At 58.9% G+C, this 24,319-nt stretch carries 27 protein-coding genes and 1 other RNA gene; 23 read left to right on the top strand and 5 right to left on the bottom strand.

Annotation, left to right across the window (positions count from 1 at the left end; translation table 11 throughout):
• Positions 1 to 246: 246 nt before the first annotated feature.
• From ylqF to H559_RS18840, 10 genes are all read left to right on the top strand, one after another.
• Positions 247 to 1,158, top strand: a complete 912-nt coding sequence (ylqF, locus tag H559_RS0104020; RefSeq protein ID WP_028451630.1) for a ribosome biogenesis GTPase YlqF — start codon at positions 247 to 249, stop codon at positions 1,156 to 1,158.
• Positions 1,159 to 1,248: 90 nt separating this feature from the next.
• Positions 1,249 to 1,452 (top strand): hypothetical protein, encoded by a 204-nt coding sequence (locus H559_RS0104015; RefSeq protein ID WP_028451629.1) that lies wholly within the window; start codon positions 1,249 to 1,251, stop codon positions 1,450 to 1,452.
• The gene (locus H559_RS0104010; protein WP_028451628.1) at positions 1,445 to 1,759 is read left to right on the top strand and encodes a cell division protein ZapA; all 315 of its coding nucleotides are present in this window, start codon (positions 1,445 to 1,447) and stop codon (positions 1,757 to 1,759) included. Before H559_RS0104015 ends, H559_RS0104010 begins: the two co-directional genes overlap by 8 nt.
• A 21-nt stretch (positions 1,760 to 1,780) precedes the next feature.
• Positions 1,781 to 1,959: non-coding RNA, 6S RNA (gene ssrS / locus H559_RS22120), on the top strand.
• A gap of 31 nt (positions 1,960 to 1,990) precedes the next feature.
• Positions 1,991 to 2,602: a 5-formyltetrahydrofolate cyclo-ligase gene (locus tag H559_RS0104005; RefSeq protein WP_028451627.1), complete on the top strand. Its 612-nt coding sequence runs from the start codon at positions 1,991 to 1,993 to the stop codon at positions 2,600 to 2,602.
• Positions 2,603 to 2,768: 166 nt separating this feature from the next.
• Positions 2,769 to 3,041, top strand: coding sequence for an HPr family phosphocarrier protein (locus H559_RS0104000; protein ID WP_028451626.1), 273 nt, complete (start codon positions 2,769 to 2,771; stop codon positions 3,039 to 3,041).
• A 302-nt stretch (positions 3,042 to 3,343) separates the two neighbouring features.
• Entirely contained in the window at positions 3,344 to 5,887 is a 2,544-nt protein-coding gene (gene ptsP / locus H559_RS0103990; protein WP_028451625.1) for a phosphoenolpyruvate--protein phosphotransferase, read from the top strand.
• 125 nt (positions 5,888 to 6,012) lie between these two features.
• Positions 6,013 to 6,315, top strand: a complete 303-nt coding sequence (locus tag H559_RS18845) for a PTS sugar transporter subunit IIB (protein WP_051278909.1) — start codon at positions 6,013 to 6,015, stop codon at positions 6,313 to 6,315.
• A gap of 334 nt (positions 6,316 to 6,649) precedes the next feature.
• Positions 6,650 to 8,368 (top strand): PTS glucose transporter subunit IIBC, encoded by a 1,719-nt coding sequence (gene ptsG, locus H559_RS0103980; RefSeq protein ID WP_028451624.1) that lies wholly within the window; start codon positions 6,650 to 6,652, stop codon positions 8,366 to 8,368.
• A gap of 298 nt (positions 8,369 to 8,666) precedes the next feature.
• On the top strand, positions 8,667 to 9,266 hold the full coding sequence (locus H559_RS18840) for a cell wall hydrolase (RefSeq protein WP_034639612.1): 600 nt from the start codon (positions 8,667 to 8,669) through the stop codon (positions 9,264 to 9,266).
• 19 nt (positions 9,267 to 9,285) lie between these two features.
• On the opposite strand, the gene H559_RS0103970 is transcribed toward H559_RS18840, so the two are convergent.
• Positions 9,286 to 10,230: a LysR family transcriptional regulator gene (locus tag H559_RS0103970; RefSeq protein ID WP_051278908.1), complete on the bottom strand. Its 945-nt coding sequence runs from the start codon at positions 10,228 to 10,230 to the stop codon at positions 9,286 to 9,288.
• 108 nt (positions 10,231 to 10,338) lie between these two features.
• On the opposite strand from H559_RS0103970, the gene H559_RS0103965 reads away from it, so the two are divergent.
• Positions 10,339 to 10,938 (top strand): short chain dehydrogenase, encoded by a 600-nt coding sequence (locus tag H559_RS0103965; RefSeq protein WP_028451622.1) that lies wholly within the window; start codon positions 10,339 to 10,341, stop codon positions 10,936 to 10,938.
• Between the two features lie 205 nt (positions 10,939 to 11,143).
• On the opposite strand, the gene H559_RS0103960 is transcribed toward H559_RS0103965, so the two are convergent.
• The 4 genes from H559_RS0103960 to H559_RS0103945 all read right to left on the bottom strand — a co-directional run bounded on the left by H559_RS0103960 (position 11,144) and on the right by H559_RS0103945 (position 14,663).
• A complete protein-coding gene (locus tag H559_RS0103960; RefSeq protein WP_034639608.1) occupies positions 11,144 to 11,602 on the bottom strand; it encodes a GNAT family N-acetyltransferase in 459 nt (152 codons plus the stop codon).
• 32 nt (positions 11,603 to 11,634) lie between these two features.
• A complete protein-coding gene (locus H559_RS0103955; protein WP_028451620.1) occupies positions 11,635 to 11,892 on the bottom strand; it encodes a hypothetical protein in 258 nt (85 codons plus the stop codon).
• 62 nt (positions 11,893 to 11,954) lie between these two features.
• Positions 11,955 to 13,685, bottom strand: a complete 1,731-nt coding sequence (locus H559_RS0103950) for an AmpG family muropeptide MFS transporter (protein WP_245579329.1) — start codon at positions 13,683 to 13,685, stop codon at positions 11,955 to 11,957.
• 204 nt (positions 13,686 to 13,889) lie between these two features.
• On the bottom strand, positions 13,890 to 14,663 hold the full coding sequence (locus H559_RS0103945; protein WP_028451618.1) for an exodeoxyribonuclease III: 774 nt from the start codon (positions 14,661 to 14,663) through the stop codon (positions 13,890 to 13,892).
• 70 nt (positions 14,664 to 14,733) lie between these two features.
• Between H559_RS0103945 and pyrE the strand changes: the two genes are divergently transcribed.
• The 12 genes from pyrE (at position 14,734) to H559_RS0103885 (ending at position 24,311) form a co-directional block, all read left to right on the top strand.
• Positions 14,734 to 15,381: an orotate phosphoribosyltransferase gene (gene pyrE, locus H559_RS0103940; RefSeq protein ID WP_028451617.1), complete on the top strand. Its 648-nt coding sequence runs from the start codon at positions 14,734 to 14,736 to the stop codon at positions 15,379 to 15,381.
• Between the two features lie 19 nt (positions 15,382 to 15,400).
• On the top strand, positions 15,401 to 15,994 hold the full coding sequence (locus H559_RS0103935) for a DUF4124 domain-containing protein (RefSeq protein WP_028451616.1): 594 nt from the start codon (positions 15,401 to 15,403) through the stop codon (positions 15,992 to 15,994).
• A 227-nt stretch (positions 15,995 to 16,221) separates the two neighbouring features.
• A complete protein-coding gene (ppgK, locus tag H559_RS0103930) occupies positions 16,222 to 16,989 on the top strand; it encodes a polyphosphate--glucose phosphotransferase (RefSeq protein WP_034639604.1) in 768 nt (255 codons plus the stop codon).
• 161 nt (positions 16,990 to 17,150) lie between these two features.
• Positions 17,151 to 19,058, top strand: a complete 1,908-nt coding sequence (gene mnmG, locus H559_RS0103925) for a tRNA uridine-5-carboxymethylaminomethyl(34) synthesis enzyme MnmG (RefSeq protein ID WP_028451614.1) — start codon at positions 17,151 to 17,153, stop codon at positions 19,056 to 19,058.
• 114 nt (positions 19,059 to 19,172) lie between these two features.
• Complete coding sequence (gene rsmG, locus H559_RS0103920) at positions 19,173 to 19,811, top strand: 16S rRNA (guanine(527)-N(7))-methyltransferase RsmG (RefSeq protein WP_028451613.1); 639 nt, start codon at positions 19,173 to 19,175, stop codon at positions 19,809 to 19,811.
• 14 nt (positions 19,812 to 19,825) lie between these two features.
• On the top strand, positions 19,826 to 20,611 hold the full coding sequence (locus H559_RS0103915; RefSeq protein WP_028451612.1) for a ParA family protein: 786 nt from the start codon (positions 19,826 to 19,828) through the stop codon (positions 20,609 to 20,611).
• An 8-nt stretch (positions 20,612 to 20,619) separates the two neighbouring features.
• Positions 20,620 to 21,456 (top strand): ParB/RepB/Spo0J family partition protein, encoded by an 837-nt coding sequence (locus tag H559_RS0103910; RefSeq protein ID WP_028451611.1) that lies wholly within the window; start codon positions 20,620 to 20,622, stop codon positions 21,454 to 21,456.
• Positions 21,457 to 21,543: 87 nt separating this feature from the next.
• A complete protein-coding gene (locus H559_RS0103905) occupies positions 21,544 to 22,008 on the top strand; it encodes an ATP synthase subunit I (protein WP_155845281.1) in 465 nt (154 codons plus the stop codon).
• A gap of 1 nt (position 22,009) precedes the next feature.
• The gene (gene atpB, locus H559_RS0103900; RefSeq protein WP_028451609.1) at positions 22,010 to 22,882 is read left to right on the top strand and encodes a F0F1 ATP synthase subunit A; all 873 of its coding nucleotides are present in this window, start codon (positions 22,010 to 22,012) and stop codon (positions 22,880 to 22,882) included.
• 101 nt (positions 22,883 to 22,983) lie between these two features.
• The gene (gene atpE / locus H559_RS0103895) at positions 22,984 to 23,256 is read left to right on the top strand and encodes a F0F1 ATP synthase subunit C (RefSeq protein WP_028451608.1); all 273 of its coding nucleotides are present in this window, start codon (positions 22,984 to 22,986) and stop codon (positions 23,254 to 23,256) included.
• Between the two features lie 39 nt (positions 23,257 to 23,295).
• The gene (locus H559_RS0103890) at positions 23,296 to 23,766 is read left to right on the top strand and encodes a F0F1 ATP synthase subunit B (protein WP_028451607.1); all 471 of its coding nucleotides are present in this window, start codon (positions 23,296 to 23,298) and stop codon (positions 23,764 to 23,766) included.
• Positions 23,767 to 23,774: 8 nt separating this feature from the next.
• Entirely contained in the window at positions 23,775 to 24,311 is a 537-nt protein-coding gene (locus H559_RS0103885; protein WP_028451606.1) for a F0F1 ATP synthase subunit delta, read from the top strand.
• Positions 24,312 to 24,319 lie beyond the last annotated feature (8 nt).

Genomic DNA, 24,319 nt, shown 5'->3' with positions numbered 1-24,319 from the left:
AGATAATAGTGTCGTCGTTTTCCTGTGGATAACTCGATTTCACCTTTTCTTTCATCGACTTGCAGTTTGGCAAGCTGTGGGGTTAACTTGGCCTGAGGCTGTGGATGAATTGGCGATGAAAATCCGCAGCGCCACTCTTGCCGGCTTCTCCACAGCGTCGCCCCGCTTTTTCCACAAGCCAAGTGATTGATTTGATTTGCGCTTTGTGAACAAGATGTATAATCCGCCGTTTTGTGGGGAAGCACGATGGCGATTCAATGGTTTCCCGGGCACATGCACTCGGCCCGGAAGAAAGTGGCGGAAACCATGGCGAAGGTCGACATGGTGATCGAAGTAGTCGACGCGCGCCTGCCGGTATCGAGCTGCAATCCCATGATCAACCAGCTGCGCCGTCATCGTCAGCGCCCGTCGCTTGTCATCATCAACAAGACCGACATGGCGGATCCGCAGCTCAACCAGGCCTGGCTGGCGTGGTTCCGCAAGCAGCCCGATACGTCTGCGATGCTGCTCGGTGAGGAAAGTCGTTCTTCCGCCGGCAGCAAGATTGCCGAGATGTGCCGCCAGGTTGTGCCGCACCGCACCGGAGCCGAAAAGCCGATCCGGGCGCTGATCCTCGGCATTCCGAACGTGGGCAAATCAACGCTGATGAATGCGCTGATGAAGCGCCGCATCGCCAATGTGGCTGATACACCGGGTGTGACGAAAAGCCAGCAGCGTGTCGAGCTGCCTGACGGCACCATCCTGTATGACACACCTGGCCTTTTGTGGCCCAAGCTCGAAAGCGAGCTGACCGGCTACCGCCTGGCGCTGGGTGGTTCGATCGGGCGCAATGCCTATGACGAAGTTGATGTGTCGTGGTTTGCCATTCAGACCCTGCGCGAGCGTTATCCCGATGCACTGATGCAGCGTTACAAGCTGAAAGATCTCGACGGCGAAGTCGAAGATGTCTTCAACCGTATTGCCCGTCAGCGTGGCGCGGTGATGAGTGGCGGGCGCATCGACGAGCAGAAGGCTGCCGAAATCATCATCACGGATTTCCGCAACGGCAATCTGGGCCGTCTGACTCTCGAGCGTCCGGACGAATTCACGGCCTTGCCGACATTCAGCATGAAACTCGACGATTTGCCGGAAGTCGGTGCGGAAGAAGACGAAGACTGAGTGCCGTATGCGACAGCATGGTGCCAGTTCGCTGCGTCATGCTGAAAATGGCATACAATCGTAAACGGTCTAACCCCAACGGAAAGCCTCATGGAAGCAGAACTTGCCAGTCTGGAAGACAAAGTGATCCAGCTTGTGCGCCTGGCCAGCAGCCTGCGCAATGAAAACCGCAGCCTGCGCCAGCAGGTACTGGCACTGCGCGAGGAAAATGTGCGGCTCGGTGAAAAACTCGAGGGCAGCAAGCACCGTGTGGCGGCGATTCTGGCCAAACTGCCGGAGAACAGCGATGAGTGAGCAAACCGTCAAGCAGCTCGATGTGAGCATCATGGGGCGTGAATTCCGCGTGGCCTGCCCGGCAGACGAGGAGCAGACCTTGCTGCAGGCTGTCCAGCTTCTTGATCAGCGCATGCATGAAATCCGGAACGCCGGAAAGGTAATCGGAATCGAGAAAATCGCCATCATGGCGGCACTCAATCTGACCCATGAATACCTGCATACGCGTGTCGGCGACGGCTTTGACATCGGCACGATACAGCGTAGAATTGGCGATATGAATTCGACGATTGATGCCGTGCTTGCTGAACAACAGCAACTTTTCTAGCAGGCCTCAGTCGCACGGTTCGCTTTCCTGCGGTGTTCGAAACGGCTCAGATTCTTTGACCGATTCACATACCACGGTTGCCAGCCACTCATTGCCTGTTGTGAGCATTCCTTAGTCGAATGCACCTGATGGCACAGGCCGGCGACCCCTTGAACCTCATGGTTCAAGATGCGAGTCGGATCGGCACTCGCGGGAAAGCCCCTCCTTTTTGTCCCAGGCATGCAGCGCCGCGTGACAGCACTTGATACCCTCAAAATCCAGCTTCGCCGCGAAGCCCGCCAGAAACGGCAGGCCGTTTCCGCGTTGGCCCGCCATGCCGCAGCATTCAGCCTGATCCGTGAAGCCCGCCAGCGAGGCTTGCTGAAACGCGGCAGGAAAATCGCTGCCTATGTACCGCAAGGCAGCGAATTTCCGGTCTGGCCTCTGGTGCTTGCTGCACTTCAGGCAGGCTGTGCAGTGTATCTGCCGGTGGTTCCGCGATCAGGCAGACAACTCTCGTTTGTCCGCTTTGATGAACACACCCGCTGGCAGAGCGGAACTTATGGCATTCCAGAACCGCGTCACCCCGAAATCATCAGTGCCCGAGCACTTGACCTGGTATTGCTGCCCTTGCTTGCTTTCGATGCCAGCCTTTACCGACTCGGCCAAGGGGGCGGATTTTATGACACGAGTTTTGCCTTCCGCCGGCATCGCAGCCACTGGCGCAAGCCCTTGCTGATCGGCGTGGCGTATAGCTGCCAGGAAATTCCCCTGGTGCCGGCAGCAAAATGGGATTTGCAGCTCGATGGCATGCTGACCGAAAAGGGATTTTTCGGGCGTAATGGCACCCGACGAAATGATTAGTATTTGCTGATTATCCGCAAGGATTGCACCATACTGTTTTGGCAGAATCGTCGCGACGGTTAGGAAAACGCCTGACAGACGATGGCTTCCTGATGTTGCACCATCTGCAAATCGCACCAGTCAAAATAACGCCGTTTCCAGTTAATCAGCCAACAAGAGGCACACAATGACTGCACTTTCTTCTCCGGTAACCATCGTCAATGCCACAGGCCTGCATGCGCGCCCTGCTGCTAATCTGGTCAATGTTGCCAAGCAGTTCCAGTCGGACGTGAAACTGGTGTTCAAGGGCACCGAAGCCAATGCCAAATCGGTGGTTGGTGTAATGGGGCTTGACGTATCCAAGGGTGACCAGGTTCAGGTCAAGGCGACCGGCAGTGACGAGGATGCAGCCATGAAGGCAGTGTCTGCAGCAATCGCCGGAGGATGCGGCGAAAAATAAGCGTACAGCGTCTTACGTTTGCAAAGGGGTGGCCGATGGCCGCCCCTTTTTACTAAGGGCTGCGAAATGTTGCGAAACCTTGCAAATCCGGTACTTGCGTAGCATTAGCCCCCTGCAACAGTCCCGATTGCCCTGTCCGTTAAAAAGTACCATGACAAGGCAATAAAAAATTACTGTGTAGTAAATCGTGGCAGAACTACACTACCAAACATGAAAAACCATGATTCCGGCGAGCTGCTGGAAAACATGGAAAAGACAAGCCAGTCGATAAACGAATTCCAGAGCACGTAACGAGGTTATCCATGACCAGCCCTACTTCCCAGCTTGAATTGCTTGCACCGATTTCCGGTGTGATGTTTCCGATCGAACAGGTACCGGATCCGGTATTTGCGCAGAAAATGGTCGGTGACGGTATTTCGATTGACCCGATTTCCAATGTGCTGTGCGCGCCACTGACCGGCAAGGTAACGCAACTGCATTCCTCCAAGCACGCAGTGACCGTGACGGCGGCCAATGGTCTGGAAGTGCTGATGCACATTGGTCTCGATACCGTGATGATGAAAGGCCAGGGTTTCAATGCACTGGTGAAGGAAGGCGATATTGTCGACGCCGGCCAGCCACTCATCGAGTTCGAAATGGACAAGGTGGCCATGAAGGCCGTCAGCCTGCTGACCCAGATCGTGATTACCAATGGCGAAATGGTCAGCAAATACCAGCCGGCTACCGGCATGGTCGAAGCCGGCAAGACAGTTGCACTGACTCTGACGCTGGCTGAAGGCGTTGAAAACGTGACTGCTGCCAGTGCGGGTGGCGAAGCGTGGTCCGATCCGGTGCGCATTCCCAACCCGACCGGCCTGCATGCCCGCCCGGCAGCGGTGCTTTCCAATGCAGCCAAGGCGCACAAGTCTGACGTGAAGCTGGTGCGCCAGGGCGAAGAAGCCAATGCCAAATCCGTCGTGGCCATCATGGGCCTCGAAGTCAAGAATGGCGATGAAATCCGCGTACGTGCCCAGGGGCCAGATGCCCAGGATGCTGTGAAGGCTCTTGTTGATTTGCTCAAATCCGGTTGTGGCGAAGATGTCGGCGTGATTCCGGTGGCCAAGCACAAGCCGGCACCGCTTGATACCATCAAGCCGGCGAAAGCCAAACCGAAATCGGAGGACCCGAATGTGCTGACCGGTGTTTCCGCATCGCCGGGCCTTGCCGTAGGTCAGGTATTCCAGATCAAGCTGGAAGAAATCGAGGTTGCCGAACACGCTGACAACCAGCAGGTCGAGCGCCGCCGCCTGGATGATGCGCTGAAAGAAGCACACGGCCAGCTGGAAGCCCTGAAGGGTGAAATTTCCGATGCCTCCAAGGCTGAAATCTTCGCTGCGCACCAGGAATTGCTCCAGGACCCGGATCTGCTCGACATTGCCATTGCCGCGATCAGCAACGGCAAGAGCGCCGGTTTTGCCTGGCGCGAGGCCTTCACCAAACATGCCGAACTGCTGTCCAAGCTGAAGAACGAAGTGCTGGCTGGCCGTGCCAACGATCTGCGCGATGTCGGTCGCCGCGTGCTGCGCCTGATCACCGGAACCAAGGAAGCCGAACTGCAGGTGCCGAACAACGCCATCCTGATTGCCGAAGAACTCACTCCTTCGGATACCGCCAGCATGGACCGCACCAAGGTGCTGGGTTTCTGCACTACCGGTGGCGGTGCCACCAGCCACGTTGCCATTCTGGCGCGCTCGCTGGGCATCCCGGCCATTTGTGGCATCGATGAAGACGTGCTGGCGCTGGCCAATGGTACGCCGGTCATCCTGGATGGCAGCAAGGGCACGCTGCGCAAGAATCCGAGCGATACGGAAATTGCCGATATCGTCGAGCGTCAGGCCAAGCTGGCCGGCAAGCGCGCGCAGGAACTCGCGGCAGCCTTCCAGCCGGCAGTAACCACCGATGGTCATCACGTCGAGGTGGTTGCCAATATTGGCGGACTCGAAGATGCAGAAGAATCGGTGAAGATGGGTGGCGAAGGTGTCGGTCTGCTGCGCAGTGAATTCCTGTATCTGGAACGCACCGATGCGCCTTCCGAAGCCGAGCAGGACAAGATTTACGGCGATATTGCCAAGGCACTCGGCAATGACCGCACTCTGGTAGTGCGTACGCTGGATGTTGGTGGTGACAAGCCACTGCCCTATCTGCCGATGCCGGTGGAAGAAAACCCCTTCCTCGGCGTACGCGGTGTCCGCCTGTGCCTGGAAGAGCCGGAAATCCTGCACACGCAAGTTCGTGCCATTCTGCGTGCTGCCGGCGATGTGAAACTCGCGATCATGTTCCCGATGATCACCAGCCTGGAAGAAGTCCGCGAAGTGAAGCGCATCGTTGCCGAAGAAAAGGCTGCGCTGGGCATCACCAGCGACGTACAGGTCGGCATCATGGTCGAAGTACCAGCCACCGCCGTCATGGCCGAACAGTTTGCCCGCGAAGTCGATTTCTTCTCGATCGGCACCAACGACCTCACCCAGTACACACTGGCGATGGACCGTGGTCATCCGAAGCTCGCGAAGCTGGCTGATGCCATGCATCCGGGCGTGCTGAACCTGATCAACATGACGGTCAAGGGCGCCCATGCTCACGGCAAGTGGGTCGGCGTATGCGGTGGCATTGCCTCCGATCCGCTGGCTGTACCGCTGCTGCTGGGCATTGGTGTGGATGAACTGTCGGTTTCTGTTCCGACCATCCCGTCAATCAAGGCCCTGGTGCGCAAGCTGTCGAAGGCCGATTGTGAAAAGCTGGCTGCCGAAGTGCTGCAGCTGGGTACGGCCAGCGAAGTGCGCGAGCGGCTTTCCGCACTGGCTGATTAAAACAGCAGCAAAAAAGCCGGTGCCATGTGCGCCGGCTTTTTTCTGAAAAACACTGATTATTCAGAGCCTTCCATCAATAAATTGGCGGAAAGGAATTCTGTATCCGGATTGTGTCAGGAGGAATGATGTTCGGATCACTTTTCAAGAAAAAACCGGCTTCCGAAGAAGAAGCCGTTGCAGCCAGTGCGCAACCAGTCGGCAAAACCGGGGAATCAGCTTTATTGCTGGCGCTGGGTGGGCCGGACAATCTGCGTTCGGCTGGTCTGATTGCGGTAACGCGAATTCGCATCGAGCTGAAAAACCCTGCACTGGTCGACAAGAAAGCATTGCGCCAGGCCGGTGTCCTTGCCGTGGCGCTGGCCGCACCCGGTGTTTATCACCTGATTATCGGGCTGAACGCAAAGCAGCTTGCTGCCACGCTGCCCTGACACTGGCCGGGAAAATCGGTCATTTGCAGGCCGGCCAGCGGTAATCGCATTGCTGATGATTAAAAAACCCATTGTTTCAATGGGTTTTTTTATGGTCCGGCATATGGCAAAAACAATATCCATGACTATGATGAAAACACTGTTATTTCGGCGACCTTGTCTTTTTTCCCCGCTGCAATAAATACGGGAATCACACTAGGGGTTCAACCTTGGGGTGATTTCCCGATAGGCAATACCGGGAAAGCGCGGAGAATGACCAAGGCAAAATTTCGAGGATAACGCTGGCAGCTCAAGAGGTGAAAAGCCCGGGGCGCAGCGAACAGGAGTCATAACCATGTTTAAACATGCATTTGCATATCTGCAGAAGATCGGCAAAGCGCTCATGTTGCCGGTATCCGTATTGCCGGTAGCAGGTTTGCTGCTAGGGATTGGTGCTTCACATTTTTCGTTTCTCCCCGCTGTGGTCTCCCAGATCATGGAAGCGGGTGGTGGTGCCGTATTCGGACACCTGCCGCTCATTTTCGCAATTGGTGTTGCACTGGGCCTGACTGAAAACGATGGTGTGGCCGGCATTGCCGCCACGGTTGGTTTTGTGGTCATGATTGCGACCATGGGCGTGATGGCGCAGGCACTCGGTGTCGAGCCTGCCACCGTCATGGGCATGAAATCCATGGAAACCGGTGTATTTGGCGGCATCATCATCGGTGGTGTTGCCGGTGCGCTGTTCAACAAGTACTACCGCATCGAATTGCCTCCCTATCTCGGCTTCTTTGCCGGCAAGCGTTTTGTGCCGATTGCCACCGGTATCGTGGCCATTTTCGTCGGCGTGCTGCTGTCCTTCGTCTGGCCGCCGGTACAGAACGTGATCAATGCGTTCTCGCACTGGGCTGCCGTTTCCGATCCGCGTACCGCCGCTACCACTTACGGTTTCGTTGAACGGATGCTGATTCCTTTCGGTCTGCACCACATCTGGAACGTACCGTTCTTCTTCGAAATGGGCAGCTTCACCGATACCGCCGGCAAGGTTGTGCATGGCGACATCAACCGCTTCTTCGCGGGTGACCCGACTGCCGGGATTCTGTCCGGTGCCTTCCTGTTCAAGATGTTCGGTCTGCCGGCCGCTGCCATTGCCATCTGGCATACCGCCAAGCCGGAAAACCGCGTGAAGGTTGGCGGCATCATGATTTCCGCCGCGCTGACTTCCTTCCTGACCGGTATTACCGAGCCGATCGAATTTGCCTTCCTCTTCGTGGCTCCGGTGCTGTACGTGATCCACGCCGTGCTGGCCGCATCGACGCAATTCGTTGCCAACACGCTCGAGATGCACATGGGCTTTACCTTCTCGCAAGGCGGCATCGACTTCCTGCTGTTCAATGCCTTCGGCGTCCATGCCAAGAACTGGATGTATGTGCTGGTTCTGGGTCCGATCTATGCCGCGATCTACTACTTCACCTTCCGCTTCGTCATCACCAAGTTCAACCTGAAAACACCGGGTCGTGAAGACGACGAAGTTGCCGAAGAAGGTACCGCTGTTGCCGCAGGTGACAAGATGGGCAAGGCCCGCGAACTGGTGCTGGCCTTTGGCGGCGCCGACAACATCAAGAGCCTGGACGCCTGCATTACCCGTCTGCGCATCAGCGTGGGCGACATTGCCAAGGTTGACCAGCCGCGCCTGAAGGCACTCGGTGCTGCCGGCGTGATGGTGGTGGGCAATAATGCGCAGGCCATTTTCGGCACCCTGTCCGAAAACCTGAAAACCGACATGGAGCAATATCTGAAATCGGGTGGTGCCGGCAAGGCAGCGGTGGCAGCTACTGCTGGCGGCAGCTTTGACAAGCTGGCAATCCAGGCTGCGCTGGGTGGCAAGGGCAATATCCTGAATGCGGAAACCGTGGCATCGACCCGCGTTCGTGTCGAGCTGGCTGACAGTGCCGGTCTGGACGAAGCAGCGCTGAAAGCCCAGGGCATCCAGGCTGTGGTGCCGCAGGGTGCAAACGTGTTCCACCTGATCGTGGGTGCGGCCGCCGAGCAGCTTACCCAGGCCCTGCACTGAGATTCTGGTGATACAGTAATATCCATAGGCCCGTAGCCCTTTAAAAATAAGGGCTATGGGTATATACCCCTGACAAAGCCACTGCAGATGCAGTGGCTTTGTTCGTCTGGCGGTACGGCAAGCGGGCACATGCCCACGGCATGATTTGCGGAAAATTACCACTCGCCGAGGGGAAAACCTCACAGCGCCGCTGCATATTCCGTTGCGATAATGGCCGCAATTCAACAACTTATCCATGTACCGGCTGTATTTTGGGATGCAATCTGCCCCGGAGTGACGGCCGGGAGTGGCCAAAGGCATGGCAATTCGCAAGCTCGGTAATCTCTTCCTTCTTCTGCTCATGCTGGCCGGTGTCATGACTGCCGCCAGTGCTTCGTTCTCCTACCGCTGGCAGCCACGCCCGCAAGTGCAGGCAAGCGCAGTCCTGGCTTCTGCCGTTACCGCCGCACCCGCATCCGCACCCGCATCGGCTCCGGAATCCGAACCCCAGCCCTTGCTCAGTCAACAGGATCGTGACCTGCTGGTACTGAATGTGTTCAATGAAGCACGCGGCGATACGCCCGAGGGCATGCGCGCCGTTCTGGCGGTCACCATGGCACGGGTTGAATCCGCCTGCTTTCCCGATACGGTGCAGGAGGTGATCTACCAACCCCGGCAGTTTTCCTGGACGCATCAGCGCGGCACGGCTCGCACGCTGGCCGCAGCCGAGGCGCGCGAGCCCAGGGCGCTGGCCCGCGTGGAAGAAGTGGTGGATGACTTCATCGAGGATGGCGCGCCAGCCGGAGAAGAATTGCTCTATCACGCGCGCACGGTGAATCCGGTCTGGGCATCGTCATCGCAGCTCAGGCGCAGCAAGGTGATGGCCTACCACGTGTTTTACCGGCATCGTTTTTGCTGATAGTGCCAGTACGATCAGCTCAGCCCTTCTTGCCCAGCAGCCGCGCCTGCTCCGGTGCGGCGAACCAGCCCAGCAGAAATTCGACCAGCGCCTGCAGGCGTGCCGGCTGCGGCAATTGCTGTGGATACACCAGATACAGCTGCATGCCCTGCAGCGTGTAATCCGGCAGCAGGCGCTGCAGCCGGCCATCCGCCACGTCCTGCCCTACCAGATACGCTGGCAGGCGGGCAATGCCGCCGCCATTGAGTGCCAGATTGCGGATCAGGTAATAATCGTTGCAGCGTATCGGTGAGGGAATCCGCACGCTGCTGAGCTCTCCGGCGTGGCTGAATGTCCAGTCCTGTGCCTGGCTGAAGCGGCTATTGGCGATGCAGGGCAGTTCGGCCAGTGTTTCCGGTTGCGTGATGGCGGCATGGTTCTGTAGCCAGTCCGGGCTCGCCACCAGCCAGTCGTGGATTTCCGCCAGCGGCCGGCAGACCAGATGCCCGGGCGGCGCCAGATTGGCGCGGATTGCCAGATCGAAACCCTCTGCCTCCAGATCGCGGGCCGTGGTCGACAGATCCACATCAACCGTCACCAGCGGATAGCGCTCGCGAAACGCCAACAGCGCCTGCGCCATGAATACCCCGCCGAAACTGGTGGGTACCGTGATGCGCAGATGGCCGCTGACCTCCGCACGCAATTCGGCCACGGCGCTGCTGGCGGCCCGCACCCGCGCCAGCCAGTCATGGCAGTGCGACAGGTAGAGGCTGCCGGCCGGCGTGAGATTCAGCCGCCGCGTGCTGCGGAACAGCAGCTGGGTGCCCAGCGCACTTTCCAGCTGACGCAGCTGCTTGCTGAGCAAGGCCTTCGACACGCCCAGCGCCCCGGCCGCCGCCGTGAAACTGCCATGCTCAATCACGTTGACGAAACTCATCGCCCATTGCAGCTGCTGGGCATGCTGGTGCAGCTCGATTGTATCCATGAGGTTAACAATGAATTCATTTATAGGCCGATTATCGCAGAAGCCGTGCAGCGTATGATGGATTTCGTGAACAAACCGCAGCCAGTAGCGCTGCACACGGAGCCCAGCATGAAAATCCTTCTTATCGGTGCCAGCGGCACCATCGGCCGCGCAGTCCACACTGAACTGGCCGCCCGCCACGACGTCATCACCGCCGGCCGCAGCAGCGGCGACTACCGGGTTGACCTGACTGACCTCGCCAGCGTCGAGGCGCTGTTTGCCGCCACCGGCCCGCTCGACGCCGTCATCGCCACCACCGGCAGCCTGCATTTCGGCCCGCTGGCCGATTTCACTCCCGCGCAATATGCTATCGGCCTGAACGACAAGCTGATGGGCCAGGTAAACCTAGTGCTGGCAGGCCAGAAGGTGCTGAATGACGGCGGCAGTTTCACGCTGACCAGTGGCATCCTCAGTCACGACCCGATCCGCTACGGCAGCAGCGCGAGCATGGTCAACGCCGCCATCGACGGCTTCGTGCGCGGTGCCGCCATCGAACTGCCGCGCGGCCTGCGCATCAATGTGGTCAGCCCGACTGTGCTGTCCGAATCGCTGCCGTCGTATGGCCCCTACTTCCGCGGCTTTGAGTCCGTACCCGCCGCCCGCGTGGCGCTGGCCTACAGCAAGAGCGTGGAAGGTGCGCAGACCGGCCAGGTCTATCTCGTCGACTGATGTCAGGTATTGCCACGCAGCCATTGATGGAAAAGGGCTACAGGCAAATACCCAAATGAAAACCCCGGCCAGCAGGCCGGGGTTTGGTAATTGGTGCAAGGCATCTCGGACTCAGCCTCGCGCGAGTCATCCTCTGGGGATGGCGGCACTATAGCGGCCGATTGTTACACCACCATGGCAGGAAAATGGCGGCTGCCTGGCTGGATCATTCCGAATGGTCAAACTGCCTGCGGTACTTGATGAAGCCTTTCTTGGTCGTGCCGGCATAGCCGGTTTTTTCAAAAAAACGGTGGGCATCCGAGCGGGTCGAAGAACTCAGCAGCATGATTTTCGAGCAATCGGCGGCCTGGCAGAGGTGCTCGACTTCAAGCATGAGTCGCGTCCCTATGCCTGTGCTGCGGGCCGAGGCGCTGACCACCAGATTTTCGACGACGGCAAATGGCTGGTTCTGGAACATGACATCCGAACAGAGCGAAACCAGCACGGTGCCAACCACGCCGTATTCCGTCTCGGCAACCAGCAGCCTTGTCATCGGATCCCGCGCGATGGCCGCAAGGCGCGCTGGAAGCACCCGCACGTGAGGGCTGCTGACCAGTTCGCTGTACAGCTTCTCAATGGCGGCTGCGTCAGCCGCGATTGCGGTACGGACAGTGATGAGTTGCATCTGGATTAACTTGCCAATTGCAGCATGGTTTTTCAGCTCCCCTCGGGCAACTCCGGCAGAGCCTGCAGCAACTGCGCATAGCGTTCCAGATCAAAACCGCGGTCTGCCGCCAGCATGGCGTCCATTTCATTGACCAGCACCACGGCCATCAGCTCGACGGCTTCGTCGCGCGGGAGTTGGCCCAGCAGCAAGCGGTTGAGCGTCTGGCGGACGATGGGCGGGTTGCTGTCGCTGATCTGGTTTTCGATCACGGCCAGGATTTCTTCCGGGGCAACTTCGTAGGCTTTCATGCTAATCCTGTGGGTATATGGCTATAGCCAAATGAATAAAATGGCCAGGTGACAATACATGCTTATGTATTTTGTGTGCTGGCATGTTCCAGCTTGTTGATCCTGTCTTTCAGATGCCACAACAGCGCAAGACCGGGCAGGCCGACCAGCATGGAAATCTCGAAGAAATGCGCCCAGCCGACCTGTTCGACCAGATAGCCGGAGCTGGGACCGACGTAAATCCGGCCGACGGCGGCGAGTGCGGAGAGCATCGCGTAGTGCGTGGCGCTGGCTTCGCCGCGCTTGCACAGCGCCATCAGAAAGGCGACCAGTGCGGCCGTGCCCATGCCGCCGGCGAAATTGTCGATGGTCATGGCGCCGGCCAGCAGGACATCCACGCCGCCATCCCAGGCGGTGACCGTCTTGCCGTTCATGAAGATGCGCAGTGTTTCCGGTGACAGCGGCAGATGCAGGCTGCCCAGCGCACCCTTGCCGAACACAGCGAGTGACCAGAAGCCGAGGTTGGAAACAAGCTGCAGGATGCCGAACACCAGCAGCGATTTGTAAAGCCGCAAGCGCATCATCAGCAGGCCGCCGACAATGCCGCCGACAATGGTGGCGACCATGCCGACCACTTTGTTGACCACGCCGATTTCGGCCATGCTGAAGCCGATTCCCTTCTGCAGGAAGGTCACCGACAGTACGCCGGCAAAGGCGTCGCACAGCTTGTAGAGAATGATCAGCAGCAGAAAGCTCCAGGCGTTTTCGCGCGTGAAATACTGGCGCATCGGCACAAGCAGCAGGTCGAATTTCGACAGCCGTGCGGCTTTCAGCGCACAGGGAATGGCAAGCGCCAGTTCGCTCATCACGAACAACAGGCCGATCCAGTTGTTCTTGCTGTCGGGACTGAAATCGGCCCAGCCGGCGGCCAGCCCCAGCAGCACCAGTGCCTGCTGCGCGATGGCATAACCCAGCCAGGCGCCTGCCAGCATGGCGATGAAACCGGCGATCTGGCGCCATTCGGCAAACATCCGTGCGGCCAGCAGCCAGGTCGCGGCAACGGCGGCCAGCAAGGCGGCCGGGACGGCAAACGCCTGCCCCAGCAGCGGCACCAGCAGCCACAGCGTGGCAGCGACGCTGGCGGCGATCAGCAGCAGTGACAGGGCAAAGCGAAGGAATTCGCCAGTATTGTGGCGTTCGTGAAACGGCAGGCGCGGCGCGATCAGCTGGGTCAGCAGGGCAATGCCGGCCATCAGTCCGCCCAGCAGCGCGCAGGTCTGGCCCCACCCGATGGCTTCGGCTACCAGAAAGGCGAGCCCGCCCGAGGTCAGCATGGCGATGCGATAGCCGAGCACGCCGAGCGCGGCGGCAACGCCGCGTTCTTCATCCTCGCTGACATCCACGCGATAGGCATCGACGACGACGTCCTGCGAGGCCGAGAAAAAGGCCACGCCGACCGCACACAGCGCAAACAGTCCGATATTGCCAGCCGGCGAGACACCGGCCATGAAGAGCAGCAGACCCGCGAGCGCCAGCTGCGTGAGCAGCAGCCAGCCCTTGCGGCGGCCCAGCAGTGGAGGCTCGAAACGGTCCATCAGCGGCGCCCACAGGAATTTGTAGGTGTAGGGCAGGCCGACCAGGGCAAGCAGGCCGATGGTCTTGATGTCGACGTTGTCGGCGGTGAGCCAGGATTGCATGGCCTGGCCGGTGAGTGCCAGTGGCAGGCCTGAGGCGAAACCCAGCAGGAGGATGGCCGCCATGCGGCGGCTGGTGAAGACAGCCAGACAGGTCTGGAACCAGGAAGGTTTGCTCACGATGGCGGTCCGGTGCGCCGTCGCAGCGGCGCGGCAGGGGTTAGCAGGGTATTGATAAAACCGGTGTATCCACCCGCATCACGCAGCGGGCAAAGCCCGCCGCAAATCGGCAACAGTGGAATACGCGGCGTATTTCATTATTTCCATACATTTTTCCCGGCGATGCCGGAAAAAACGAATAAACAGGGTGTTTTCAACACTCTGTTAGAACGGGTAGTCATAGTCGGTGATCAGCGGCGCGTGATCAGAAAATTTCACGTCCTTGTAGATGCTGGCCGAAGTCGCGGTGGCGGCGAGCGCCGGCGTGGCGATCTGGTAGTCGATGCGCCAGCCGACATCCTTGGCATACGCCTGGCCACGGTTGCTCCACCAGGTGTAGCCGGGCGCATCGGGGTAGAGCTTGCGCCAGGTGTCGACAAAGCCCAGCTCGCCAAACACGCGGCCGATCCACGCGCGTTCTTCCGGCAGGAAGCCGGAATTTTTCAGATTGCCCTTCCAGTTTTTCAGGTCGATTTCGTTGTGCGCGATATTCCAGTCGCCCATCAGCAGAATGTCGCGGCCGGATTGTTCCAGCTGCAGCAGGTGTGGCGCAAAGACATCGAGAAAGCGGAACTTGGCCTGCTGGCGCTCATCCGAGCTGGAGCCGGAGGGAAGGTATACCGACACAACGCTCAGCTTGCCAAAGCGCAGCTCGATATACCTGCCTTCGAGATCGAATTCTTCGACACCCAGGCCGATGATGACTTCATCCGGCTTGCGGCGCGTATAGATGCCGACGCCGCTGTAGCCCTTCTTTTCGGCGTAGTGGAAATAGCCTATGTAACCGTGCGGCGCACGCATGAGATCAGAGAGGTCGTTTTCCTGCGCCTTCAGTTCCTGCAGGGCCACCACATCGGCGCCGGTTTCTGCGAGCCAGTCGAAAAACCCCTTGTTGGCAGCCGAACGGATGCCGTTCAGATTGGCGCTGATTGCCCTCACGCTAATACCCCTTGCAGAAAATGCTATCCTGTAGAGCTTGATTCTTATATTTGCTACAGGATTGTTTGCGATGTCCGATTTCCGCCGCGACTTTATCGAATTTGCCGTCGAACAGAATGTGCTGTGTTTTGGCGAGTTTATCACCAAAGCCGGGCGCAACTCCCCGTACTTCTTCAATGCGGGCCTCTTCAGCGATGGCGCTTCGGTGGGCGAACTGGCGCGTTTTTATGCGCAGGCCGCGCTGGCGTCGCACGTGAAATTCGATGTGCTGTTCGGACCGGCCTACAAGGGCATTGTGCTGGCCGCGGCTACCGCCGTTAAGCTCGCCGAAGCCGGCAGCAATGTGCCGTTCGTCTATAACCGCAAGGAAGCCAAGGACCATGGCGAAGGCGGCGTGCTGGTTGGCGCGCCGCTCAAGGGCCGCGTGCTGATCATTGACGACGTGATCTCGGCCGGCACCAGTGTGCGCGAGTCGGTGAACCTGATCCGCAATGCTGGCGCTGAGCCAGCCGGCGTACTGATCGCACTCGATCGCATGGAGCGCGGCCAGGGCACGTTGAGTGCCGTGCAGGAAGTCGAGCAGCAATTCGGTATCCCGGTGATCCCGATTGCCACGCTGAATGATCTGCTGGCTTATCTTGCCACTAATAACGGCATGGCTGACAATCTGGCGAAAGTTGCCGCGTATCGCGAGCAATATGGCATTCATCAGCCCTAACCTTTCGGAGTCGAGCTGAATGTTCAGGCTTTTTCTTCCCCTGTTGCTGTGCCTTGTTGCGCTGAACGCACACGCCAAACTCTATCGCTGGGTCGATGAGAAAGGCCAGGTGCAGTACAGCGACAAACCGCCGATCAATGCTCAGAAAGTTTCCGAGGTCGACCGCAGCGGGCGTGTACGGCAGGGCAGCGAGGCGCAGACCTTCAGCGAGGCAGAAAAAGCCAGCCAGGTAGCCGAGAAACGCAGGCAGCTCGAGCAGGAGCGCCGTGACCGGGCGCTGCTGCAAACCTACAGCCGCGTGGAAGAGCTGGATGCCCGCCGCGATCTGCAGATCGAAAGCGTGCAGGCCGGCATTACCAGCAACACCCTGCGCCGCCAGACCGTGGTCGCCCGCATGCAGAAACTGCAGGGCCAGTACGACAGCCTGCAGAAGCGCAAGCGCCCGATACCCGATGACCTGAACGCCGAAATCGAGCTGACTCGAAAGGAAATTGCCGAAATCGACCGCAACATTGCCAAGCAGAAAGACGAAATTGCCACGATCCGCCAGCGCAGCGAGGAAGACAAGCGCCGCTGGACAGAGCTGAAACATCAGCAAAGCCAGCCGCGCTGATCGTCCGGCTTTGCCCGCAGCCTGATCTTGCAGCGCAAGCCGTATTTGTTCCGCAGGGCTGGCTTGATGCAACTTAAAAATACGGTAGCGTGAAGCTGGCAAGATGCAGGGCATAGCGTGCTGCCTCGGGCCAAACAGCAATAGAGCCAAGCCCCATCTTGACTTTGTCTGGCGCAAGGGCAAATCTGTCGGCAGCAAAAAATACCGGAAACAGGCGGAGAATACGAATGAGCGAGCAGCAGGTGAATGCTGTACTGGGTATTGATATTGGCGGCACCGGCATCAAGGGTGCGCCGGTCAATGTGCTGACCGGCGAGCTGCTGGCCGAGCGGCACCGCATTGAAACACCGCAGCCGGCCACGCCGGAAGCGGTGGGCAAGGTGGTCAAGGAACTCGTTGACCACTTCAAGTGGACCGGCCCGGTCGGCTGTACCTTCCCGGCGATTGTCCACAATGGCCAGACGCTTTCGGCTGCCAATGTCGACCAGAGCTGGGTGAATGCGCCGGCACAGGAGATTCTCGCCAAGGCCTGTGGCCTGCCGCTGATTCTGCTCAATGATGCCGATGCGGCCGGGCTGGCCGAAGTGACTTTCGGCGCGGCAAAGGGCAAGAAGGGCAAGATCATTGTCATCACGCTCGGCACCGGCATCGGCAGTGCGCTGATTGTCGACGGCAAGCTGATCACCAACACCGAATTCGGCCACCTGATTTTCCCGCAGGACACCATTGCCGAGAAATACTGCTCGGCCAAGGTCAAGGAAGATGCGGACATGAAGTGGAAAGAATATAACCCGCGCCTGAATGCCTATCTGAAACACCTGCAGCTGCTGTTCTCGCCCGATCTGATCATCATTGGTGGCGGCATCAGCAAGAAGGCCGACAAGTTCATTCCCGAAATGGAAGGACTGCGCTTCCCGCTGGTCGCTGCCGAGCTGAAGAACGAAGCCGGCATTGTCGGCGCCGCACTGGAAGCTGCTGCGCTCTGCCAGTCGTGATCCTTCTGCCGCTTTTCAGCAAGACAAAGCCCGGCTGGTCCGGGCTTTGTCGTTCACGGGAAGCCGGGCGGGCAGGCCAGATGCCATGGGTGACGCAAACCCTTGTTTTGGCGTAGAATATCGCCCCTTTTGCATTGCACTCATTCAAGGCAGCGATTCCCATGCTTTATCCCACCCGATATGACGTGATTGTGGTCGGCGGCGGCCATGCCGGCACCGAAGCCGCGCTGGCGGCCGCGCGCATGGGGCGCAAGACGCTGCTGCTGACGCACAACATCGAAACGCTGGGCCAGATGAGCTGCAACCCGTCGATTGGCGGCATCGGCAAGGGCCATCTGGTGCGCGAAGTCGATGCGCTCGGCGGCGCGATGGCGCTGGCGACCGACATGAGCGGCATCCAGTTCAAGACGCTGAACGCCAGCAAGGGCCCGGCGGTGCGTGCGACACGCGCGCAGGCCGACCGTGTTCGCTACAAGGCGGCGATCCGGCACATGCTGGAAAATCAGCCCAATCTCGACATTTTCCAGCAGGAAGTCAGCGATTTGCTGCTGATTGGTGACAAAGTGGCGGGTGCGGTCACGCAGATCGGCATTCGTTTTGAGGCGAGCGCCGTAGTGCTGACCGCTGGCACCTTCCTGGGTGGCAAGATTCACGTGGGCCTCGAAAACCACGTTGGCGGGCGCGCCGGCGACCCGGCCTCGCTGACCTTGTCGCAGAAACTGCGCGAGTTGCAGCTGCCGGTTGGGCGACTGAAAACCGGTACCCCGCCGCGCATTGATGGGCGTACGATCAATTTCGCCGTGCTGGAGCGCCAGCCCGGCGATACGCCCGAGCCGGTATTTTCCGCGCGTGGCAACCGCGCGATGCACCCGCAGCAACTGCCGTGCTGGATCGCGCACACCAATACCCAGACGCACGACATCCTGCGCAGCGGCTTTGACCGCAGCCCGATGTTTACCGGCAAGATCGAGGGTGTTGGCCCGCGCTACTGTCCGTCGGTCGAGGACAAGATCAACCGCTTTGCCGACAAGGACAGCCATCAGGTCTTCCTCGAACCGGAAGGGCTGGATACGCATGAATATTATCCGGGCGGCTTTTCCACCAGCTTGCCGTTCGATATCCAGCTCGCCGCGATCCGCTCGATCCACGGGCTGGAGAATGCGCGCATCCTGCGCCCCGGCTACGCCATCGAATACGATTACTTCGATCCGCGTGCGCTGAAAGCCAGCTTCGAAACCAAATCGATTGCCGGCCTGTTTTTTGCCGGTCAGATCAACGGCACCACCGGCTACGAAGAAGCCGCCGCGCAGGGGCTGTTTGCCGGCATGAACGCGGCGCTGTACGCCCGTGATGAAGCGCCCTGGTGTCCGGGCCGTGACGAGGCGTATCTGGGGGTATTGGTCGATGACCTAACAACCTTGGGGGTTACCGAACCATACCGCATGTTCACCAGCCGTGCCGAGTTCCGCCTGCAACTGCGCGAGGACAATGCCGACCTGCGTCTGACTGAACATGGCCGGCGTCTTGGCCTGGTCGGTGACGAACAGTGGGAACTGTTCAGCCGCAAGCGCGACGCAGTGGAAAAAGAATTGCAGCGCCTGAAATTCACCTGGGTGAATCCGCGCATTCTGGAGGCTGCGGAAGCCGAGCGCGTGCTGGGCAAGGCGATCGAACGCGAGTACAACCTGGCCGATCTGCTGCGCCGGCCGGAAGTCAGCTACGCCAGCCTGATGACACTGGATTGCGCCCAGCCCAGGGAAGGGGAGGGCGTGGTGGCTGATGAGCAGGTCGCCGAGCAGGTCGAAATCCAGGTGAAATACCAGGGCTATATCGACCGCCAGCAAAGCGAAGTCGCCCAGCGCGAGCAGCTGGACCATTTCACCATGCCGGCTGATCTGGATTACACGCAGGTGGTGGGTTTGTCGAAGGAAGTGCAGCAGAAGCTGAACAAGCATCGGCCGGAAACGCTGGGGCAGGCGAGCCGGATTTCCGGCATCACGCCGGCGGCGGTGGCCCTGCTGGTCGTGCACCTCAAGAAGCGCCAGTTGGGCGCCGGCGACGCGAGCTGACTGTAATTAAAGTGCTGCATTGGGTATATTCATGCAGCCATGAAATTTATTTGGTTGCAACTGGATACATGCTTAGGTATTCAGGGGCTTTGTTGATAAGAACGGGCAAACGCAATGACAACCCTGGCAACGCAACTCGCTACCGGCCTCGCCGGCCTGTCGCAAACGCTCACGGATGCCCAGCAGCTGAAGCTGCTGGATTATGTGGCACTTCTGGCCAAGTGGAACAAAACCTACAGCCTCACCGCCATCCGCGAGCCGGAGCGCATGGTCACGCATCATCTGCTGGATTCGCTGGCACCGTTGAATGTGATGGGGTATGCCTCGGCGCGCATTCTGGATGTTGGCTCCGGCTTCGGTACCCCTGGCATTCCGTGGGCGATTGCCAGGCCGGACTGGCAACTGACGCTGCTGGATTCCAACCACAAGAAAACCACCTTCCTGCGGCAAGCCATTCTGGAATTGCAACTGGCGAATGTCACGGTGGTGACGGACCGGGTGGAGCAGTATCATCCCGAGGCACCCTTCGACTGCATCACGTCGCGCGCCTTTGCCGAGCTGAAGGATTTTGTGCAGCTCACCGGCCATCTGCTGGCTGAAAACGGCCAGTGGGCGGCGCTGAAGGGCGTGTATCCTCATGAAGAAATTGCCAATCTGCCAGCGGGTGTCACTGTCGTTCAGGTGGACGTACTGGCGGTGCCGGGGCTGGAAGCCGAGCGCCATCTGGTCAAGCTGCAGCAGCAAGGGTCTTAACACAGGTTCAAGCGATGAAAATTCTGGCGATTGCCAATCAGAAGGGCGGGGTGGGTAAAACCACTACCACGGTGAATCTGGCTGCGAGCCTGGCCCATCTGGGCCGGCGCGTGCTGCTGGTTGATCTCGACCCGCAGGGCAATGCCACCATGGGCAGCGGCATCGACAAGAGCAAGCTGAAGCACACGGTTTATACACTGCTGATCGGTGAATCCGACGTGGCGGCCACCGTGCAGACATCTGAGGCCGGCGGCTTCGATGTGCTGCCGACCAATCGCGAGCTCGCCGGCGCTGAAGTGGAGCTGGTCGATGCCGAACAGCGCGAAACCCGCCTGAAAGCTGCGCTGGAACAAGTGGCCGGCCAGTATGATTTCGTGATTCTCGACTGCCCGCCGGCCTTGAACCTGCTGACGCTCAATGCGCTGGTCGCCGCTGATTCGGTGATGATCCCGATGCAGTGCGAATATTACGCACTGGAAGGCTTGTCCGATCTGGTTGGTACGCTCAAGCGCATCAAGCAGCACCTGAACCGCAATATCGAGATCGAAGGTCTCCTGCGCACGATGTTCGATCCGCGCTCGACGCTGTCCCAGCAGGTGTCCGACCAGCTGGTCAAGCATTTCACCAGCAAGCTCTATCACACGGTGATTCCGCGCAATATCCGTCTGGCCGAGGCGCCAAGCTACGGACGGCCGATTCTGGCCTATGACAAGTCGTCCAAGGGCGCGCAAGCTTATCTGCAATTGGCCGAAGAGCTGCTGGCAAGGCATAATCCGCAGCACTCAGTGCAACCGGTTTGATAAGCAAAATGGTCAGCAAGAAATTCAAGGGACTGGGGCGCGGTCTGGATGCGCTCATGGGTGACAGCTCGCCGGCCGAGACGCTGCAGACGCTGCCTGTCACCGCGCTCATGCCTGGCAAATATCAGCCGCGCAGCCAGTTTGATCCGGAAGCGCTGCAGGAACTGGCCGATTCCATTCGCGCGCAGGGGTTGATGCAGCCGGTGCTGGTGCGCCCGCTGGGTGATGAACGCTATGAAATCATTGCCGGAGAGCGCCGTTGGCGTGCCGCGCAACTGGCGGGCTTGACCGAGATTGCCGCACTGGTGCGCGAGATTCCCGACGAAGCCGCACTGGCGATGGCGCTGATCGAAAACATCCAGCGCGAAAATCTCAATGCGCTGGAAGAAGCCACCGGCATCCAGCGCCTGATCGACGAATTCGGCATGACGCACGAAAGCGCGGCCGATGCCGTCGGCAAATCCCGCACCACGGTCACCAATCTGCTGCGTCTGCTGCAGCTGACCGAGCCGGTGCGCGACATGCTGATGGACGGTCAGCTTGACATGGGCCATGCGCGTGCGCTGCTGCCACTCGATACGCTGCCGCAGCTGGAAGCGGCGCGTACCGTGGTGCTGAAGGGGTTGTCGGTACGCGAAACCGAGGCGCTGGTGAAGCGTCTGCAGGAAGCGCCGCAGCAGAAGCAGGAAAAGAAGCCTGATCCCGATGTTGTGCGCCTGTGCGAGACGCTATCGGAGCGGATTGGTGCCCGCGTGACCGTAGTGCCAGGCCGCAAGGGCAGTGGCAGGCTCACTATCGAATATGGCAGTCTGGATCAGCTCGATGCGCTGATCGCCAAATTCTGACACGCCCGAGTAAGTGCTTTACCTTATGCTTGCGTGTAATTTTCTGTAACATGAGAAAATTGCACCGGAATAGTGCAATAGCATTTTGTGCCGAAAAATATCGTGTTCCGTCAATGTGCAAAATTGACGGAACTCAAGCTAGCTCCGTATAATCGCCGGGTTTCGCTGGTGGTGGGCATGGTCAAGAGAGCGCAGATTTACGGTGTGATCCGTTTGCAGATGTGGATCACCGGGGTGCTGACCCTGCTGCTGGCAGGGTTGGCTGGCAAGAATGCAGCGCTGTCCGGGCTGGCCGGAGGCGGTGTTTCGCTGCTTGGCAGTCTGGTTTATGCGCGAATCGCATTCCGCGCCGGTTTCGCACCGCCAGCCGCATTACTGAAATTACATTTTGCAGCAGAGATGGCAAAGCTGGCTTTGACGCTCGTCGTGTTTGCTGCATTGTTTGTTTTCTACCGGCAGGTAGCAGCGCTGTGGGTATTCGCAGGATACCTCGCAGCTGCCAGCGCCTACTGGTTCGGGCTTTTATTTAATTTCACGGCAAGAAAAAACTGACATGTCTGCAGAAAACAAAGAAGCACCAAGCGCTACGGATTACATCCTCCACCACCTGACCTTCGGCAAGATTCATCTCGGCAAGACCTCCGAAGAAACGCAGGTTCCGGAAGGCGCCAAAGCCGAGCACAAGGGCAATTTCCACCTCGATACATTCAGCGTTGCCATGGTTCTGGGCCTGCTGTTTGTCGGCCTGTTCGCAATGGTTGCCCGCAAGGCGACTCCCGGCGTGCCGGGCAAGCTGCAGAATTTCGTCGAGCTGATTGTCGAAATGGTCGACAAGCAGGTCAAAGAAACCTTCCACGGCAAGAGCAAGGTGATCGGCCCCCTGTCGCTGACCATCTTCTGCTGGGTGTTCCTGATGAACGCCATGGATTTCTTGCCCGTCGACCTGCTGCCGACCATCGCCCAGTGGATCGGTTACACCTTCTTCGGCGCTGATCCGCATCACGTTTATCTGCGCGTCGTTCCTACTGCCGACGTGAACCAGACTTTCGCCATGTCGCTGACCGTTGTGCTCTTCATCATCGGTTTTTCCATCAAGGCCAAGGGCCTGGGTGGCTGGATCAAGGAGCTCTTCACCGCACCGTTCCACGCCGAATCGACCGGCATGAAGATTGCACTGCTGATCCCCAACTTCCTGATGCAGATGGTCGAGCTGATTGCCAAGCCGATTTCGCTGTCGCTGCGTTTGTTCGGCAACATGTACGCCGGTGAGCTGATTTTCATCCTGATCGCACTCCTGCCGTGGTGGATCAACTGGACGCTGGGTGCGCCGTGGGCCATCTTCCACATTCTGGTTGTAACCCTGCAGGCCTTCGTATTCATGATGCTGACCATCGTTTACCTGAGCCTCGCGGTCGAAGACCACTGATTTCGCTTGTTCGCATGTGTCGGTTGGGTGCATGCGGCAGGCCAGTTTTACCCAACCGTCCTTGTTTCATTCAGTACTTACCAACTTAGGAGTTACACAAAATGGCTGCACCAGAAGTAATTGCTCACGTTCAAGGCATGACCGTTATCGCCGCAGCGATCATCATTGGTCTGGCTGCTATCGGTACCGCTCTGGGCTTTGCAATCCTCGGTGGCAAGTTCCTCGAGTCCTCCGCTCGCCAGCCGGAAATGATCCCGGTTCTGCAAACCAAGCTGTTCATTATTGCCGGTCTGCTGGATGCGATCTCCATGATCGGTGTTGGTGTTGCCATGCTGTACACCTTCGCAAACCCGTTCCTGGGCGCCCTGCAATAACCGCTTGCCCATTAAACGTCGTTTAGGAGGACATTCAGCGTGGAATTCAACTGGACGCTGGTAGGACAGATGATCTCTTTTGGTCTTCTGATCCTTTTCACGATGAAATTTGTTTGGCCTCCGCTGACCCAGATGATGGAAGAGCGTGCCAAGCGCATCGCTGACGGTCTGGCTTCGGCCGACCGCGCGAAGCAGGATCTGGCCAATGCCGAAAAGGCATCGGCCGACAAGCTGCGCGAAGCGAAGCAGCAAGCCGCAGAGATTATCGCTCAGGCAGAAAAACGTGCCGCCCAGCTGGTGGAAGAAGCCAAGGACAATGCCAAGGCAGAAGGCGAGCGCCTTCTGGCTGGTGCCCAGGCTGAAGTCGACCAGCAAGTACACCAGGCCAAGGAGTCCCTGCGTCAGCAGGTCGCCGATCTGGCTCTGGCTGGTGCCGAAAAGATTCTGCGCAGCGAAATCGACGCGAACAAGCACGGCCAATTGTTGGCATCTATCAAAGCGGAACTGTAAGAACAGTCATGGCAGAAAACATCACCGTCGCAAGACCCTATGCCGAGGCTGTCTTTCGTCTGGCGAAGTCATCCGGCACGCTGACCCAATGGTCGGACGCGCTGGGTTCGCTCGCACTGGTAGCCCAGAACGAGCAAGCGCTGGACGTGGTGGCCAATCCCAAGTTTTCCGCTGCTCAGGCGCAAGCCCTGCTGACGGATATCCTGGGTGGTGCGGCAACTGCTGAAGTGAACAACTTCATTGCCGTACTGCTGGAAAACCGTCGCTTTGCCATCCTGCCGGCAATTGCCGAGCTGTTTGAGACCTACAAGGCAGCCGATGCCGGTGAAGTGGAGGCGGATATCGAAACCGCTTTTGCTTTGTCCGACGCCCAGCTCTCCGAGCTGACTGCTGCACTGAAGCAACACCTCAATCGCTCGGTAACTGCGCGCGTGAGTGTCAATCCGGATCTGATCGGCGGCGTAAAAGTCACGGTTGGCGATCTGGTGATTGATGCTTCGGTTCGCGGCAAGCTGGCAGAATTGGCAACAAGCCTGAAGAGCTAGGAGATTTA

The sequence above is a fragment of the Chitinilyticum aquatile DSM 21506 genome, from assembly GCF_000430805.1.
GTDB lineage: Bacteria > Pseudomonadota > Gammaproteobacteria > Burkholderiales > Chitinibacteraceae > Chitinilyticum > Chitinilyticum aquatile.
The sequence above is the reverse complement of the archived record's forward strand: the minus strand, read 5'-3'. Positions and strand labels throughout refer to the sequence as shown.

What these genes read in the sequence shown, in the direction of transcription:
- ylqF (WP_028451630.1), top strand. Translation starts at nt 247, where the DNA reads ATGGCGATTCAATGGTTTCCCGGGCACATGCACTCGGCCCGGAAGAAA.
- H559_RS0104015 (WP_028451629.1), top strand. Translation starts at nt 1,249, where the DNA reads ATGGAAGCAGAACTTGCCAGTCTGGAAGACAAAGTGATCCAGCTTGTG.
- H559_RS0104010 (WP_028451628.1), top strand. Translation starts at nt 1,445, where the DNA reads ATGAGTGAGCAAACCGTCAAGCAGCTCGATGTGAGCATCATGGGGCGT.
- H559_RS0104000 (WP_028451626.1), top strand. Translation starts at nt 2,769, where the DNA reads ATGACTGCACTTTCTTCTCCGGTAACCATCGTCAATGCCACAGGCCTG.
- ptsP (WP_028451625.1), top strand. Translation starts at nt 3,344, where the DNA reads ATGACCAGCCCTACTTCCCAGCTTGAATTGCTTGCACCGATTTCCGGT.
- H559_RS18845 (WP_051278909.1), top strand. Translation starts at nt 6,013, where the DNA reads ATGTTCGGATCACTTTTCAAGAAAAAACCGGCTTCCGAAGAAGAAGCC.
- ptsG (WP_028451624.1), top strand. Translation starts at nt 6,650, where the DNA reads ATGTTTAAACATGCATTTGCATATCTGCAGAAGATCGGCAAAGCGCTC.
- H559_RS18840 (WP_034639612.1), top strand. Translation starts at nt 8,667, where the DNA reads ATGGCAATTCGCAAGCTCGGTAATCTCTTCCTTCTTCTGCTCATGCTG.
- H559_RS0103970 (WP_051278908.1), bottom strand. Translation starts at nt 10,230, where the DNA reads ATGGATACAATCGAGCTGCACCAGCATGCCCAGCAGCTGCAATGGGCG.
- H559_RS0103965 (WP_028451622.1), top strand. Translation starts at nt 10,339, where the DNA reads ATGAAAATCCTTCTTATCGGTGCCAGCGGCACCATCGGCCGCGCAGTC.
- H559_RS0103960 (WP_034639608.1), bottom strand. Translation starts at nt 11,602, where the DNA reads ATGCAACTCATCACTGTCCGTACCGCAATCGCGGCTGACGCAGCCGCC.
- H559_RS0103955 (WP_028451620.1), bottom strand. Translation starts at nt 11,892, where the DNA reads ATGAAAGCCTACGAAGTTGCCCCGGAAGAAATCCTGGCCGTGATCGAA.
- pyrE (WP_028451617.1), top strand. Translation starts at nt 14,734, where the DNA reads ATGTCCGATTTCCGCCGCGACTTTATCGAATTTGCCGTCGAACAGAAT.
- H559_RS0103935 (WP_028451616.1), top strand. Translation starts at nt 15,401, where the DNA reads ATGTTCAGGCTTTTTCTTCCCCTGTTGCTGTGCCTTGTTGCGCTGAAC.
- ppgK (WP_034639604.1), top strand. Translation starts at nt 16,222, where the DNA reads ATGAGCGAGCAGCAGGTGAATGCTGTACTGGGTATTGATATTGGCGGC.
- mnmG (WP_028451614.1), top strand. Translation starts at nt 17,151, where the DNA reads ATGCTTTATCCCACCCGATATGACGTGATTGTGGTCGGCGGCGGCCAT.
- rsmG (WP_028451613.1), top strand. Translation starts at nt 19,173, where the DNA reads ATGACAACCCTGGCAACGCAACTCGCTACCGGCCTCGCCGGCCTGTCG.
- H559_RS0103915 (WP_028451612.1), top strand. Translation starts at nt 19,826, where the DNA reads ATGAAAATTCTGGCGATTGCCAATCAGAAGGGCGGGGTGGGTAAAACC.
- H559_RS0103910 (WP_028451611.1), top strand. Translation starts at nt 20,620, where the DNA reads ATGGTCAGCAAGAAATTCAAGGGACTGGGGCGCGGTCTGGATGCGCTC.
- atpB (WP_028451609.1), top strand. Translation starts at nt 22,010, where the DNA reads ATGTCTGCAGAAAACAAAGAAGCACCAAGCGCTACGGATTACATCCTC.
- atpE (WP_028451608.1), top strand. Translation starts at nt 22,984, where the DNA reads ATGGCTGCACCAGAAGTAATTGCTCACGTTCAAGGCATGACCGTTATC.
- H559_RS0103885 (WP_028451606.1), top strand. Translation starts at nt 23,775, where the DNA reads ATGGCAGAAAACATCACCGTCGCAAGACCCTATGCCGAGGCTGTCTTT.